General features: G+C 36.9%; 20 protein-coding genes. 2 read left to right on the top strand and 18 right to left on the bottom strand.

Annotation, left to right across the window (positions count from 1 at the left end; translation table 11 throughout):
- Positions 1-28 precede the first annotated feature (28 nt).
- From rpsN to rpsJ, 15 genes are all read right to left on the bottom strand, one after another.
- The gene (gene rpsN / locus HT586_RS01750) at positions 29-214 is read right to left on the bottom strand and encodes a 30S ribosomal protein S14 (RefSeq protein ID WP_036787751.1); all 186 of its coding nucleotides are present in this window, start codon (positions 212-214) and stop codon (positions 29-31) included.
- A gap of 28 nt (positions 215-242) precedes the next feature.
- Positions 243-788 carry a 50S ribosomal protein L5 gene (gene rplE / locus HT586_RS01745; RefSeq protein WP_096077493.1) on the bottom strand — a complete coding sequence of 182 codons (546 nt, stop codon included), beginning with the start codon at positions 786-788 and terminating at the stop codon, positions 243-245.
- Positions 789-811: 23 nt separating this feature from the next.
- The gene (gene rplX, locus HT586_RS01740) at positions 812-1,120 is read right to left on the bottom strand and encodes a 50S ribosomal protein L24 (RefSeq protein WP_096077494.1); all 309 of its coding nucleotides are present in this window, start codon (positions 1,118-1,120) and stop codon (positions 812-814) included.
- Positions 1,121-1,151: 31 nt separating this feature from the next.
- Entirely contained in the window at positions 1,152-1,520 is a 369-nt protein-coding gene (gene rplN, locus HT586_RS01735) for a 50S ribosomal protein L14 (RefSeq protein ID WP_086041702.1), read from the bottom strand.
- Between the two features lie 30 nt (positions 1,521-1,550).
- Positions 1,551-1,814 carry a 30S ribosomal protein S17 gene (gene rpsQ, locus HT586_RS01730; protein WP_096077495.1) on the bottom strand — a complete coding sequence of 88 codons (264 nt, stop codon included), beginning with the start codon at positions 1,812-1,814 and terminating at the stop codon, positions 1,551-1,553.
- 26 nt (positions 1,815-1,840) lie between these two features.
- Complete coding sequence (rpmC, locus tag HT586_RS01725) at positions 1,841-2,053, bottom strand: 50S ribosomal protein L29 (RefSeq protein ID WP_041635771.1); 213 nt, start codon at positions 2,051-2,053, stop codon at positions 1,841-1,843.
- Entirely contained in the window at positions 2,043-2,477 is a 435-nt protein-coding gene (rplP, locus tag HT586_RS01720; protein WP_012656113.1) for a 50S ribosomal protein L16, read from the bottom strand. The genes rpmC and rplP overlap by 11 nt, the downstream gene beginning before the upstream one ends.
- A 2-nt stretch (positions 2,478-2,479) precedes the next feature.
- Positions 2,480-3,133 carry a 30S ribosomal protein S3 gene (gene rpsC, locus HT586_RS01715; protein ID WP_203546102.1) on the bottom strand — a complete coding sequence of 218 codons (654 nt, stop codon included), beginning with the start codon at positions 3,131-3,133 and terminating at the stop codon, positions 2,480-2,482.
- A 27-nt stretch (positions 3,134-3,160) separates the two neighbouring features.
- Positions 3,161-3,538, bottom strand: a complete 378-nt coding sequence (gene rplV / locus HT586_RS01710; protein WP_096077497.1) for a 50S ribosomal protein L22 — start codon at positions 3,536-3,538, stop codon at positions 3,161-3,163.
- A 22-nt stretch (positions 3,539-3,560) separates the two neighbouring features.
- On the bottom strand, positions 3,561-3,839 hold the full coding sequence (rpsS, locus tag HT586_RS01705; protein WP_012656110.1) for a 30S ribosomal protein S19: 279 nt from the start codon (positions 3,837-3,839) through the stop codon (positions 3,561-3,563).
- Between the two features lie 66 nt (positions 3,840-3,905).
- Positions 3,906-4,736, bottom strand: a complete 831-nt coding sequence (rplB, locus tag HT586_RS01700) for a 50S ribosomal protein L2 (protein WP_096077499.1) — start codon at positions 4,734-4,736, stop codon at positions 3,906-3,908.
- A 47-nt stretch (positions 4,737-4,783) separates the two neighbouring features.
- Positions 4,784-5,059, bottom strand: a complete 276-nt coding sequence (gene rplW / locus HT586_RS01695) for a 50S ribosomal protein L23 (RefSeq protein WP_096077500.1) — start codon at positions 5,057-5,059, stop codon at positions 4,784-4,786.
- Positions 5,059-5,682: a 50S ribosomal protein L4 gene (rplD, locus tag HT586_RS01690; RefSeq protein ID WP_203546101.1), complete on the bottom strand. Its 624-nt coding sequence runs from the start codon at positions 5,680-5,682 to the stop codon at positions 5,059-5,061. Before rplD ends, rplW begins: the two co-directional genes overlap by 1 nt.
- Before the next feature lie 28 nt (positions 5,683-5,710).
- Positions 5,711-6,373, bottom strand: a complete 663-nt coding sequence (rplC, locus tag HT586_RS01685) for a 50S ribosomal protein L3 (protein WP_099578991.1) — start codon at positions 6,371-6,373, stop codon at positions 5,711-5,713.
- Positions 6,374-6,399: 26 nt separating this feature from the next.
- Positions 6,400-6,708 carry a 30S ribosomal protein S10 gene (gene rpsJ, locus HT586_RS01680; RefSeq protein ID WP_096077503.1) on the bottom strand — a complete coding sequence of 103 codons (309 nt, stop codon included), beginning with the start codon at positions 6,706-6,708 and terminating at the stop codon, positions 6,400-6,402.
- A gap of 424 nt (positions 6,709-7,132) precedes the next feature.
- On the opposite strand from rpsJ, the gene HT586_RS01675 reads away from it, so the two are divergent.
- Complete coding sequence (locus HT586_RS01675; RefSeq protein WP_096077504.1) at positions 7,133-7,531, top strand: hypothetical protein; 399 nt, start codon at positions 7,133-7,135, stop codon at positions 7,529-7,531.
- Positions 7,532-7,568: 37 nt separating this feature from the next.
- On the opposite strand, the gene HT586_RS01670 is transcribed toward HT586_RS01675, so the two are convergent.
- A complete protein-coding gene (locus tag HT586_RS01670) occupies positions 7,569-8,906 on the bottom strand; it encodes an NCS2 family permease (RefSeq protein ID WP_203546100.1) in 1,338 nt (445 codons plus the stop codon).
- 258 nt (positions 8,907-9,164) lie between these two features.
- Here HT586_RS01670 and HT586_RS01665 point away from each other — a divergent pair, with 258 nt between their 5' ends.
- Positions 9,165-9,881, top strand: coding sequence for a PepSY domain-containing protein (locus tag HT586_RS01665; protein ID WP_096077506.1), 717 nt, complete (start codon positions 9,165-9,167; stop codon positions 9,879-9,881).
- 50 nt (positions 9,882-9,931) lie between these two features.
- Here the strand turns inward: HT586_RS01665 and HT586_RS01660 are convergent, their stop codons facing one another.
- Positions 9,932-11,449 (bottom strand): SLC13 family permease, encoded by a 1,518-nt coding sequence (locus HT586_RS01660; protein WP_096077507.1) that lies wholly within the window; start codon positions 11,447-11,449, stop codon positions 9,932-9,934.
- Between the two features lie 77 nt (positions 11,450-11,526).
- Positions 11,527-13,656 carry a DNA topoisomerase III gene (locus HT586_RS01655; RefSeq protein WP_133354430.1) on the bottom strand — a complete coding sequence of 710 codons (2,130 nt, stop codon included), beginning with the start codon at positions 13,654-13,656 and terminating at the stop codon, positions 11,527-11,529.
- Positions 13,657-13,699: the final 43 nt, after the last annotated feature.

Genomic DNA, 13,699 nt, shown 5'->3' with positions numbered 1-13,699 from the left:
TAAAATATCCTCCTTTCAGGTTTGAATTTTACCAGCTTGCTTTTTTAACGCCAGGAATCTGACCTTTATAAGCTAATTCACGGAAACAAATACGGCAAAGTTTGAATTTGCGTAATACTGAATGTGGACGTCCGCAACGTTCACAACGAGTGTATTCTTGTACTTTAAATTTTTGTTTACGCTGTTGTTTAGCGATCATTGATTTTTTAGCCACTAAATTTAGCCTCCTTTTATATTAGAGATTACTTTTGAAATGGCATACCGAATTGTGTTAACAATTCACGAGCTTCCTCGTCAGTGTTAGCAGTAGTTACGATAACGATATCCATTCCGCGTGTTTTACTTACTTTATCATAATCGATTTCAGGGAAAATTAATTGTTCTTTTACACCTAATGTGTAGTTACCGCGACCGTCAAACGCTTTGTTTGAGATACCACGGAAGTCACGTACACGAGGTAATGAAACGTTTACTAATTTATCAAAGAATTCGTACATTCTTTCGCCACGTAAAGTAACTTTAGCTCCGATAGGCATACCTTCACGTAAACGGAATGTCGCGATTGATTTTTTAGCACGTGTAACCATTGGTTTTTGACCAGTGATTGCTTGTAATTCTTCAACAGCTGAGTCTAAGACTTTAGAGTTTTGAACTGCGTCACCGATACCCATGTTTACTACGATTTTTTCGATTTTTGGTACTTCCATCACTGATGCGTAATTAAATTTCTTCATCATTTCAGGTGAGATTTCTTTAATGAATTTTTCTTTTAAACGTGTTTGTGTCAATGTGAGAACCTCCTTCCAGATAATTATTTAATGATTTCTCCAGATTTCTTAGCTACACGTACTTTCTTACCATCTTCTATTTTCGTACCAACACGAGTTGGTTTATTTGTTTTTGGGTCAATTAACATAACATTTGAAACGTGAATTGCAGCTTCAAATTCAACGATGCCGCCTTCAGGATTCATTTGAGTAGGTTTTTGGTGTTTTTTCACAATGTTTACACCTTCAACAACTACGCGATCTTTTTTAGGAAGAGCTTCGATTACTGTTCCTGTTTTACCTTTATCTTTACCTGTGATAACGATAACTTTGTCGCCTTTTTTAATATGCATGTCGTAGACACCTCCTCTTTATTAGTGTTTATTATAATACTTCAGGTGCTAATGAAACGATTTTCATGAAGTTACCTTCACGTAATTCACGTGCAACAGGTCCAAAGATACGTGTTCCACGAGGTCCTTTGTCATCACGGATGATAACACAAGCGTTTTCGTCAAATTTGATGTATGAACCGTCGTTACGACGTACACCAGATTTAGTACGAACGATAACAGCTTTAACAACGTCACCTTTTTTAACAACGCCACCTGGTGTAGCATTTTTAACTGTACATACGATTACGTCACCGATGTTAGCTGTTTTACGACCAGATCCGCCTAATACTTTAATAGTTAATACTTCACGAGCACCAGAGTTATCTGCTACTTTCAAGCGTGATTCTTGTTGGATCATTCGAGTTACCTCCTTTATCTAATTTACTTATTAAATGATAATTGATTCTTCAACAACTTCTACTAAACGGAAGCGTTTTGTAGCTGATAAAGGACGTGTTTCCATAATTTTTACGATATCGCCCATTTTCGCTGTGTTGTTTTCATCATGTGCTTTATATTTTTTAGAGTACTTTACACGTTTACCGTATAAAGAATGTGTTTTGTAAGTTTCAACTACAACAGTGATAGTTTTATCCATTTTGTCAGATACAACTTTACCTGTGTAAACTTTACGATCGTTTCTTTCGCTCACAAGAGTTCCCTCCTATTCCTTAAAAATTATTTTTGTTCAGTTTTTTGTTGCTCGATTTCTCTTTCACGTACAACAGTTTTCATACGCGCGATTGATTTTTTCACTTCGCGAATACGTGCTGTATTTTCAAGTTGACCTGTAGCTAACTGAAAGCGTAGGTTGAAAAGTTCCTCTTTAAGCGATTTTACTTTAGTTTCAATTTCTGAAGTGGTTAAATCTCTAATTTCCTTAGCTTTCATTTGTGTCACCACCCAATTCTTCACGTTTTACAAACTTAGTTTTCACTGGAAGTTTGTGAGATGCTAAACGTAATGCTTCGCGTGCTACTTCTTCAGGTACGCCTGCGATTTCAAACATAATACGTCCAGGTTTTACTACTGCTACCCATCCTTCAACTGCACCTTTACCAGATCCCATACGTACTTCTAATGGTTTTTTAGTATATGGTGTGTGAGGGAAGATTTTAATCCAAACTTTCCCGCCACGTTTCATGTAACGAGTCATTGCAATACGAGCTGATTCAATTTGACGAGATGTAATCCAAGCAGCGGTAGTTGCTTGTAAACCATATTCACCAAATGTTACTTCGTTTCCGCCTTTAGAACGACCAGTTGTTTTAGGTCTATGTTGACGACGGTATTTTACACGTTTAGGTAATAACATTACTATTTTCCTCCTTCACTAGACTTCTTTGTAGGAAGAACTTCACCACGATAGATCCATACTTTAACACCTAATTTACCATAAGTAGTGTCTGCTTCTGCATGTGCGTAATCAATGTCAGCACGTAATGTATGAAGTGGAACAGTTCCTTCTGAATATTGTTCAGCACGCGCGATGTCTGCGCCGCCTAAACGACCTGATACTTGAGTTTTGATACCTTTAGCACCTAACTTCATAGCACGTTGGATCGCTTGTTTTTGAGCACGACGGAATGATACACGGTTTTCTAATTGACGTGCAATGTTTTCCGCAACTAATGTAGCATCCATATCAACCTTTTTGATTTCAATAACGTTGATGTGAAGACGTTTACCAGTTAAGCTATTTAATGCGTTACGTAATTTTTCGATTTCTGATCCGCCTTTACCGATAACCATACCAGGTTTACCAGTGTGGATAGCGATGTTTACACGGTTCGCTGCGCGTTCGATTTCTACACGAGAAACAGAAGCGTCTTTTAAGTTTTCTGCGATATATTTACGAACTTTTAAGTCTTCATGTAATAGAGTAGCGAAATCTTTTTCTGCATACCATTTCGCATCCCAGTCACGAATGATTCCGACACGAAGTCCGATAGGATTAATTTTTTGACCCACTGTATTCCCTCCTTAATGAGATTGAAATTATTTTGCTTCTTCTGTAGTTACTGCTTCGTTTGAAGTTTTAACTTCTTTATCGCCAACAACGATTGTGATGTGGCTTGTACGTTTGTTAATCGCACTTGCACGACCTTGTGCACGTGGACGGAAACGTTTTAAAGTTGGTCCTTCGTTTGCATAAGCTTCTTTAACGATTAAAGTATCAATATTCATATCATAGTTATGTTCCGCATTTGCTAATGCTGACATTAATAACTTTTCAACTACTGGTGATGATGCTTTGTTTGTTAATTTTAAAATAGCAATAGCTTCCGCTACTTCTTTACCTCTGATAAGATCTAAAACTAATCTCACTTTACGAGGTGCGATTCTGATTGTTCTTGCAACCGCTTTTGCTTCCATGGTTATTCCTCCTTATTTGAAATTAGCGTTTAGTTTTCTTGTCGTCTGCACCGTGACCTTTGTAAGTACGAGTTGGTGCGAATTCACCTAATTTATGTCCAACCATATCTTCAGTTACGTATACAGGTACGTGTTTACGACCATCGTATACTGCGATAGTGTGTCCGATAAAATTCGGGAAAATTGTAGAGCGACGAGACCAAGTTTTGATTACTGTTTTTTTGCCGCCTTCCTCTAATGCTTCAACTTTTTTCATTAAGTGATCATCGATGAAAGGTCCTTTTTTAAGACTACGAGCCATTATGGCGCCTCCCTCATGTCTTACCTGTCGTTAGCGGTCTAAGCCGCTAACTTAAGTAAGTTATTATTATTTTTTACGTCCACGAACGATAAGTTTGTTAGAACGGTTTTTCTTCTTACGAGTTTTCTTACCAAGCGTTGGTTTACCCCATGGTGACATTGGAGATGGACGACCGATTGAAGTACGACCTTCACCACCACCGTGTGGGTGATCGTTAGGGTTCATTACAGAACCACGAACTGTTGGACGGATACCTTTCCATCTAGAACGACCCGCTTTACCAATGTTGATTAATTCGTGTTGCTCGTTACCAACTTGACCGATTGTAGCACGGCAAGTAGCTAAGATCATACGAACTTCACCAGATTTTAAACGAACTAATACGTATTTACCTTCTTTACCTAGTACTTGAGCTGAAGCTCCAGCTGAACGTACTAATTGGCCACCCTTACCAGGTTTTAATTCGATGTTATGAATTACTGTACCTACTGGGATGTTTGCTAATGGTAATGCGTTACCTACTTTAATATCAGCTTCAGGACCGTTGAATACTTGTGTACCAACTGTTAATCCTTTAGGCGCGATAATGTAGCGTTTTTCTCCGTCTAAGTAATGTAATAAAGCGATATTTGCTGAGCGGTTTGGATCGTATTCGATTGTAGCCACTTTCGCTGGAATACCATCTTTGTTACGTTTGAAATCAATTACACGGTATTGACGTTTATGACCGCCACCTCTGTGACGTACTGTTAACTTACCTTGGTTATTACGACCCGCTTTTCTCGGAAGGGGCTCAAGTAATGACTTTTCAGGTGACGTTGACGTAATTTCAGCGAAATCTGAACCTGTCATATTACGACGACCGTTTGTTATTGGCTTATAATGTTTAATTGCCATTGTCGTTTTACCTCCTTAATGGTAAATGTTTATTTTTTAGTTTGATTTTAGCTGAAGAAATCGATTGAACCGTCTTTTAACGTAACGATCGCTTTTCTTCTTTTGTTTGTGTAACCGCTGTGACGGCCAACACGTTTTTTCTTAGCTTTGTAGTTCATAACGTTTACTTTATCAACTTTTACATCGAAGATATCTTCGATAGCAATTTTGATTTGTGTTTTGTTTGCACGAGTATCTACATCAAATGTGTATTTATCTTGTGCCATTTGTTCAGATGAACGTTCTGTGATAACGGGGCGCTTAATGATATCGCGATTTTCCATTAACCAAGCACCTCCTCTACTTTTTCAACTGCACCTTTCGTCATTACTACTTGATTAGCATGAACGATATCTAAAACGTTTAAGCTAGTTGCAGTAATAACAGTTACGCCTGGGATGTTACGTGCAGATAATGCTACGTTTACATCTTCAGCTTCAACGATGAATAATACTTTTCTTGGTAACTCTAAAGTAGTAGTCATGTTTTTGAATTCTTTTGTTTTAGGAGCATCAAAAGTTAATGATTCTAAAACTGTAAATGCGTTTTCTTTCACTTTAGCTGATAACGCTGAACGTAAAGCTAAGCGACGCATTTTTTTAGGCATTTTGTATGAATAACTTCTTGGTGTTGGACCGAATACGATACCACCACCACGCCATTGTGGAGCACGGATAGTACCTTGACGCGCACGTCCAGTACCTTTTTGCTTCCAAGGTTTACGTCCGCCACCGCGTACTGCTGAACGGTTTTTAACTGCATGAGTACCTTGACGCATAGAAGCTCTTTGTAAGTTAATTGCTTCGAATAATACATGTTGATTAGGTTCGATTCCGAATACACTTTCGTTTAATTCGATTGAACCAGCTTTTGTTCCATCTACTTTTAATACATCATAATTTGCCATTATGTTTGTTTCCTCCTTTCGTGGTTACTTATTTATTACCTTTTTTAATTGAAGTTTGAATTTTTACTAAACCTTTTTTAGGTCCTGGTACATTACCTTTTACTAAGATAACGTTCGCTTCAGCGTCTACTTTAACGATTTCTAAGTTTTGCATAGTAACTGTATTACCACCCATACGGCCTGGTAATGCTTTACCTTTAAATACTTTAGAAGCGTCAGATGCCATACCCATTGAACCTGGGCGTCTGTGGTAACGAGAACCGTGACTCATAGGTCCACGTGATTGACCGTGACGTTTAATAGCCCCTTGGAAACCTTTACCCTTAGAAACTCCTGTTACGTCAACGATGTCACCAGCTTGGAACGCGTCCACAGTGACTTCTTGACCTACTTCGTATTCAGAAGCATCTACGTTTCTGAATTCACGAATGAAGCGCTTAGGTGCTGTGCCTGCTTTTTTAGCATGGCCTTCAGCTGGTTTCGTCGCAAATTTGTTTGATTTACGCGTTGCTTTGTAAGCTTGTTTGTCTTCAAAACCGATTTGGATTGATGAGTAACCATCAACTTCTTCAGTTTTCTTTTGTAATACTACGTTTTGTGCTGCTTCTACTACTGTTACTGGAATTAATTCACCGTTTTCAGCGAATACTTGTGTCATTCCAACTTTTCTTCCTAAGATTCCTTTGGTCATCGAAAGTCGCACCTCCTACTTTATTATTATAATTTGATTTCGATGTCTACGCCTGATGGTAAGTTTAAGCCCATAAGAGCATCAACTGTTTTAGGTGTAGGGTTAACAATGTCGATTAAACGTTTGTGTGTGCGTTGTTCAAACTGTTCACGAGAATCTTTGTACTTATGAACGGCACGGATAATTGTATAAACTGTTTTTTCCGTTGGTAACGGAATCGGTCCTGATACTTCTGCACCTGAACGTTTTGCAGTTTCTACGATTTTCTCAGCTGATTGATCGATCACACGGTGATCATACGCTTTCAAACGAATACGAATTTTTTGTTTTGCCATAATTTTACCTCCTCTTGTAACGTCTATTTTGGTTTGATAGACTTCTCCACGAAAATTGTCAAACACATCGCCATGGCAAAGCGGCCGGGTGTGTCAGTAACCTCTCGCTTCATCGCTTTTTAAAGTCCAACAGTAGATATAATACACGAATATAAATGAATAAGCAATAGTTTTCATGATATTTGTTAATATATTTTTAAGATTATCTCAATCTTTATTAATTATTAGTAAATATCAAAAATTCAAGGTATGGATATATATGAATTATTTATATATTAAGCGCTTATTATTCTGTATTTAATATAGAAGAAACTTTAAAATGTCTAACTGAGCGTTTTTACATAGAATTTGATTATACCATGATATAATGTATATACAAAGAAAAAGTTTCATTTGTTACTTTTAAATTTTGGAGGGTATAAAAATGAAAAGTCCAATACGCATTATTTTATTGATTCTTGGTTTTATTATGTTGTTTTCTGAAGGGTTTATGGGATTACCATTCTTAGGAGGTACTTATGTCTTATCTTTAGGATGGGCACCGCTCGGTAGTAATATTTCGATTTACATCATCATGTTACTCATCACCGCACTTGATCGCTCAAATGAAGCGAGATTTTCTCTTTCTACAATTGCTGTAGTAGGCATTATTGCAAACGCCATAGCATTCATTCCGGTTGTAGGAATGTTTATGCACTGGTTAATGTTCTTCTTAATGTTAGTTTATATCGGAATCGTGTTAAATACGCGCGAATATAGAGGCAATACAACCCATTACAATAGTCGTCGTGCCGGTGAAACAGTAAGAGAATATAAAAATTAAAAAATTGCGGATTCTAATAGTAGAATCCGCAATTTTTTTATGAATGTTGTACGAAAGTAAAATAACAAATAAAAACTACTGCCATGAAGTACATAATTGGATGCACTTCTTTATGACGTTTCGCCATAACCATCGTAATAGGATAGAAGATAAATCCACAAGCAATACCTGTAGCGATTGAATATGTTAATGGCATCATAATAATTGTTAAAAATGCCGGTACGGCGACTTCGAACTTCGGCCATTCTATCTTATTTAAATTACTAACCATCAATACACCTACGATCACTAATGCGGGTGCTGTTACAGCACTTGTAACTACTGACATTAATGGTGAGAAGAATAAAGCCAATGCAAAACAGATTGCTGTAACAACACTTGCAAATCCTGTACGTGCTCCAACTGCTACACCTGCAGATGACTCGATATAAGATGTTGTAGTAGACGTACCGAATATTGCTCCTGTGATTGTCGCTAATGAATCTGCAAATAATGAACGGCCAGCTCTTGGTAATTTATTATCTTTGACTAAACCGGCTTGTGTTGCAACAGCAACTAATGTTCCAGCTGTGTCAAAGAAATCGATGAATAGGAATGTAAGTACAATTGAAATGAATTTCCAGTTTAATAATTCAGAAGGATTACTAAAAGCATCGAATGCTTTACCGAAAGTCGGCTCAATACTCGGTACTGCTCCAACGATTTGCTTCGGTGCATCGATTAATCCGAACAACATCCCTGCAACAGCAGTAATGATCATTCCGATAAAGATACTACCTGGAATACGTTTAGCCATTAAAATTATCGTTAGTACGATACCTGCTACAGCAAGCAATACATGAGGATCATGTAAATTCCCTAAAGATACTAAAGTAGCTTCATTTGCCTGAACGATACCAGCACCTTTTAAACCAACGAATGTAATGAATAGACCAATACCTGCTGACACTGCCATTTTAAGTTCAAAAGGGATTGCATTGATAATCGTTTCGCGAAGGCCGGTCATTGTTAACAATGCAAAGAAGATACCAGAGAATAAAACACCCGTTAATCCAGTTTGCCATGGAATGTTGTACTGTAATACAACCGTAAATGCAAAGAACGCATTAAGTCCCATACCTGGTGCTAACGCAATCGGATACCTCGCGATAAGCCCCATAAATAAACAACCTACGATTGAAGCTAAAATTGTAGCAACGAAAACAGCGCCAGCATCCATACGCATGCTTTCAGGAATACCTTTTACGCCTGCTAAAGATAGCATCGCTGGGTTAACCGCTAATATGTAAGCCATTGATAAGAACGTCGTTAATCCACCAAGTATCTCTCTCTTATAGTTTGTGCCTAATTCATCAAACTTAAAATAATTTCTCATTGTGCACTTCCCTCTTTTTAAATTTTATACTTGTATAGTCTAATCTCAATGTTCGGAAAAATCAATACAATTTTATGAATATTAATTTTAATATTCGTATTTTAGTTATTTTTCTTATCCTAAAGTCATATCTTTTAAACTTTCTATAGTCATTATGTCTTAATCATATTAAAAATGTATATAAATCATTAGAATGTTTTTTCTGTATATGTTTAGGGAATAAACTATATATATATAATTAAAGGAGGAATTATAATTATGAAATTTAAAATATTAAGTTTAATCCTATCATCAGCGCTAGCACTTGCTGCATGTAATAATGACGCAAAGGATATTGAAAAATCTCCAAAAGATGAAACTAAAGAGGAACAACAAGCAGAAACTACTGATACGAAAGCAACAGACACAAATGATAAAGATGATAATGCTGACGAAAAGAACGATGCAAAAGAAGAAGGCGACAGTAGTGTGGAAGAACAAGATGACGTAGACAATCAAGATGAAGCTACTGAAGCTGATGATGATAATGATAAAGATGAAGCCTCTATTAAACTAGATGATATTAAAGTATTGCCTGAAGATGCTATCAAGACTGCTCAAAAGAAAATTCCTGGTGATTTAGAAAGTATTTCATTCGATCGTGATAACGGTCAATGGATCTATTCTATATCTTTAATTGATACAAATAAGAAGACACATGAAATTAAAGTTAACGCCGAACAAAACCAAATCATCTCTACCCAGGTAGAAGATGATAAAGATAATGAAAAAACATTCGATTATGGTGCGTTTGTCCCTGCTGATAAAATCATAAAAGCTGCACAAAAAGTATACAATGGAGATATTAAAGAGTGGTCACTTGATCACGATGATGGTAAATTTAAATATAACGTTGAATTAAAAGGTCAGGATGGTAAATCTAAAGAATTTGAACTTGATGCTAAAGATATGAAAATTTTATCTAAAGATGCATAACACAAAAAGAGCACAGTGAATTTTCCACTGTGCTCTTTTTCATTATATTTTTATAATAATCCTATCCACTGCCAATACGTCGCACTAAATAATAGAATAAGTAAATAACCGATTATTGTTAATGCAATACCTGTTTTCAAGAAGTCTTTTACCGTGAATGTACCTGTACCGTATGCCAGCATATTTTGTGGTGCTGATACTGGTAACAAGAATCCAAAGCTGATGACAAATTGCTGAATCAATACAAAACCGATGGCATTATCTTTTAATCCTAGTGTTGCTGTTAAGGCAATAAACACAGGAATTAAGGCACTCGCCAAACTTGTCGCACTCGCAAAGCCTAAGTGAATGATAATGTTGAACAATGTAACTAAAGCAATTGTTGCAAGTAACGGCATATGTTCTAATCCCATTAATCCAAACGTTTTATCACTTAGCCATTGTGCTGCTGTCGTTTGTAGTAATAAGTTACCTAAAGAGATACCAATCGCAAATACGATGATTGTCCCCCACGGAATTAACTTCTCAACATCTTTCCACGTAAATATACCAATTTTAGGTGTTAACATAATCGCTAATGCTACTAGCGTTATAGATGAAGAATCAATTGGATGTAACTTTGCTTCTGTTGCCCAGAAGAATAATAATGCTACTGAAATTGCGATTAATCGCCATTCTCTTGCTGTAACCGGACCAAGTTCAGCAAGTTGTTTTTTCACTAACTCTTTACCACCTTCAATTTCTTTTGTTTCAGGCTTAATGACTGTGATCATAATGAAATATAACGCAATTGACATTAAAATCGACCAGGGTGCTGCATACATAAACCACTCACCCCAGGATACATCCTGGTTAAATTGTTTATTGATAAATCCCATAGCGACCATATTTTGTGCTGCCCCAGTCTTTATACCTACGTTCCAGATAGAAACTGCCTGAACAGCAGTGATAACAAGTAAGGCTGCGAGTCGCGATTCTTTTTTTGCACCGAATGCTGTAACCATACCTAATAGAATTGGTACTACAGCACCTGCTCTCGCAGTAGCTGAAGGCACAAAGAATGCGAGTATAATTGAAACAATGATCGAACCTGCTACAACCGCATTCGTTTTATTACCAACTGCAGATAAGACAAGTAGCGCAAGACGTTTATGCAAGTTGGTTACCTGCATTGCAGTTGCTAAGAATAACGCTGCTGCAACTAGTGCTACTGCAGAACTCGAGAACCCACTAAATGCTATTTTTAATGCATTTTGCGTACCGAACATCGCATCTTCAGCTAACGGTTTCCCTGCTACCATTGGGTTACCCATTGCTGCACCTAATTTTTGAATCGGACTAAAACCTATTAGCATGATAATCAATGCTACGATCATCATACTTGAAACTGGGTAGCTCACCGCTTCTGTAACCCACATAATAACCGCAAACGCTAAAATAGCAAGTGCCATCTTAGCCATAATCGGTAAATCTGCCGGCGTCGGGAGTAATACGATAGCAATTAAGACGATAAAACTTAAAATAATCCAATATGGCTTTAAATTCAACTTCTTTTTAACTTCTTCCATAGTAGAAGCCCCCTTAACTTTATTCAATATTATTGTATCATTTTTTGTGAAAACGGTAACAATGTTCACAAAATCGACTAAAGATTTAAGTTTTTTAAGGCATCCGCAAATGGATTGTTAATCGGTTCTTCTTCTTTTTTCATATACTTCTTCATTTCATTTTTCGATACTTTACCAGTTTTACGTGATTTGAATCGTTTATCCATTTGCTCCTGTGTCTCACGGAAACCACAAGTACAACTGTACATCGCTTTCGGACCTTTACCATGCAACGTTAATTTCTTTTTACATTCAGGACAGCGTGCATTCGTTTTGCGTTGCACATTCTTTTTAGTACCACACGTTGGATCCTGACATACGAGCATCTTGCCATTACGTGTCTTTTTCTCTAGCATGAATTTACCACACGTTGGACATTCTGTTGTCGTGATATTATCGTGTTTAAATTTATCTTCACTCGATTTAATCTCATCGATAATCTCTTTCGTGAATTTGCGCATCTCACCTATAAATTTATTTTTGTCATATTTATTTTTCTCAATTAACGTGAGCTTATGTTCCCAATCGGCTGTTAGCTCAGGTGATTTCAATGCATTCGGTGCAAGTTCTAATAGTTGTCGTCCTTTATTTGTAACTTTAATATTGCCATTAAAGTTCTCTATCGCATTTAAATTATAAAGTTTCTCTATAATATCTGCACGTGTCGCAACGGTACCAATACCACCAGCGGATTTGAGGGTTGATTGTGCTGTCTTATCAATCTCAAATATGCTGCTTGGATTTTCCATCGCTTTTAATAATGTGCCTTCATTTAAATATGGAGGCGGCTCAGTTTCATGCGCTGTTTTATTAATTTTAATGTTTTCTAAAGTCGTGCCTTTTACAAAACGATGATGTTTTTCAGTAGATGCTTGATTATTTAATGCCTTAAATCCTAATGTTACAGTTTGTTCCTGTTTCGCCACAAAAGAAGACTCTCTAATATTTACAGTGACTTTTTGTTCTGCGTAGACATTCGGTGGTAATAAATTGCTTAAAAAACGTTCCGCTATCAACATATAGATATTTTGCTCTCGTCCACTTAAGCTATCAAGATTTACACGCACTTCAGTCGGTACAATCGCATGATGATCACTCACTTTAGCATCATTGATAAAATGGCTGCTACCTTTGATTGGTGACTTTAACAATTCAACAACTTGTGTACGATATTCAGTTGTTGATAGTGAAGCTACACGATCTTTTAACGTGCTTATCATATCAGTCGTTAAATAGTTCGAATCAGTACGTGGATAAGTTACTAGTTTATGAGATTCATATAAATTTTGCATTGTGCTTAACGTTTCTTTAGCAGAATATTTGAATCTGCGATATGCGTCTTGCTGCAAAGAAGTTAAATCATATAGCTTACCTGGATATCGTTTCTTCTCGTTAGTAACAACCTCGCTTATTATCGCTTTCTCTGTTTGTAAATCTTTAATAAGCTTATCTACAATAGATTCATCAAAGATACGGTTTGGTGACTGCCAGTTAAAAGTCACCCCATCAACAACAATATTTAAACCATAATATTTTCTTGGTTGAAACTGATTGATGGCATCTTGTCTGATTTTCACCATTTGCAATGTAGGTGTTTGTACACGTCCAGTTGAAAGTTGCGCATCATATTTCGTCGTCAAAGCACGTGTTGCATTAATCCCAACAATCCAGTCCGCTTCACTACGCGCGAGTGCCGCCTGATATAAACCATGATAGGCACTCCCCGGTTTTAACTTTTTAAATCCTTCTCGGATTGCTCCATCGGTCACTGATGAAATCCACAAACGTTTTACGGGTTTATTCCCTTTACATTTCTCTAATATTAAACGCGCTACGAGTTCTCCTTCACGACCAGCATCTGTTGCGATAATCACTTCGTTCACATCTTGACGTTCGATTTGACTTTTCACGATGTTAAACTGCTTACGCGTCTTACCGATTACTACTGATTTCATACGTTCAGGTAATATCGGAAGATCTTTCATATCCCAAGTCTTATATTTACTATCATATTGTTCAGGATCTGCATTCGTCACTAAGTGACCCAATGCCCATGTTACGATATACTGATTGTTCTCCATATATCCATTTTTCTTTTGATTACAATTCAATACACGTGCAATATCACGTGCCACTGATGGCTTTTCAGCAAGTACTACTGATTTCATATTATCCGTCCTATTCTCTATTGATTTCTTAAATTATAACAGA

This window comes from Macrococcoides bohemicum (assembly GCF_016865215.1).
Taxonomy (GTDB): Bacteria; Bacillota; Bacilli; order Staphylococcales; family Staphylococcaceae; genus Macrococcoides; species Macrococcoides bohemicum.
Note: the sequence above shows the minus strand (reverse complement) of the source record. Positions and strands in the feature narration are given on the sequence as shown.

Bases quoted from the DNA above. Each gene is read 5' to 3' on its own strand.
- rplX (WP_096077494.1), bottom strand. From the start codon at position 1,120: ATGCATATTAAAAAAGGCGACAAAGTTATCGTTATCACAGGTAAAGAT.
- rplN (WP_086041702.1), bottom strand. From the start codon at position 1,520: ATGATCCAACAAGAATCACGCTTGAAAGTAGCAGATAACTCTGGTGCT.
- rpmC (WP_041635771.1), bottom strand. From the start codon at position 2,053: ATGAAAGCTAAGGAAATTAGAGATTTAACCACTTCAGAAATTGAAACT.
- rplP (WP_012656113.1), bottom strand. From the start codon at position 2,477: ATGTTATTACCTAAACGTGTAAAATACCGTCGTCAACATAGACCTAAA.
- rplV (WP_096077497.1), bottom strand. From the start codon at position 3,538: ATGGAAGCAAAAGCGGTTGCAAGAACAATCAGAATCGCACCTCGTAAA.
- rpsS (WP_012656110.1), bottom strand. From the start codon at position 3,839: ATGGCTCGTAGTCTTAAAAAAGGACCTTTCATCGATGATCACTTAATG.
- rplB (WP_096077499.1), bottom strand. From the start codon at position 4,736: ATGGCAATTAAACATTATAAGCCAATAACAAACGGTCGTCGTAATATG.
- rplW (WP_096077500.1), bottom strand. From the start codon at position 5,059: ATGGAAAATCGCGATATCATTAAGCGCCCCGTTATCACAGAACGTTCA.
- rplD (WP_203546101.1), bottom strand. From the start codon at position 5,682: ATGGCAAATTATGATGTATTAAAAGTAGATGGAACAAAAGCTGGTTCA.
- rplC (WP_099578991.1), bottom strand. From the start codon at position 6,373: ATGACCAAAGGAATCTTAGGAAGAAAAGTTGGAATGACACAAGTATTC.
- rpsJ (WP_096077503.1), bottom strand. From the start codon at position 6,708: ATGGCAAAACAAAAAATTCGTATTCGTTTGAAAGCGTATGATCACCGT.
- HT586_RS01675 (WP_096077504.1), top strand. From the start codon at position 7,133: ATGAAAAGTCCAATACGCATTATTTTATTGATTCTTGGTTTTATTATG.
- HT586_RS01670 (WP_203546100.1), bottom strand. From the start codon at position 8,906: ATGAGAAATTATTTTAAGTTTGATGAATTAGGCACAAACTATAAGAGA.
- HT586_RS01665 (WP_096077506.1), top strand. From the start codon at position 9,165: ATGAAATTTAAAATATTAAGTTTAATCCTATCATCAGCGCTAGCACTT.
- HT586_RS01660 (WP_096077507.1), bottom strand. From the start codon at position 11,449: ATGGAAGAAGTTAAAAAGAAGTTGAATTTAAAGCCATATTGGATTATT.
- HT586_RS01655 (WP_133354430.1), bottom strand. From the start codon at position 13,656: ATGAAATCAGTAGTACTTGCTGAAAAGCCATCAGTGGCACGTGATATT.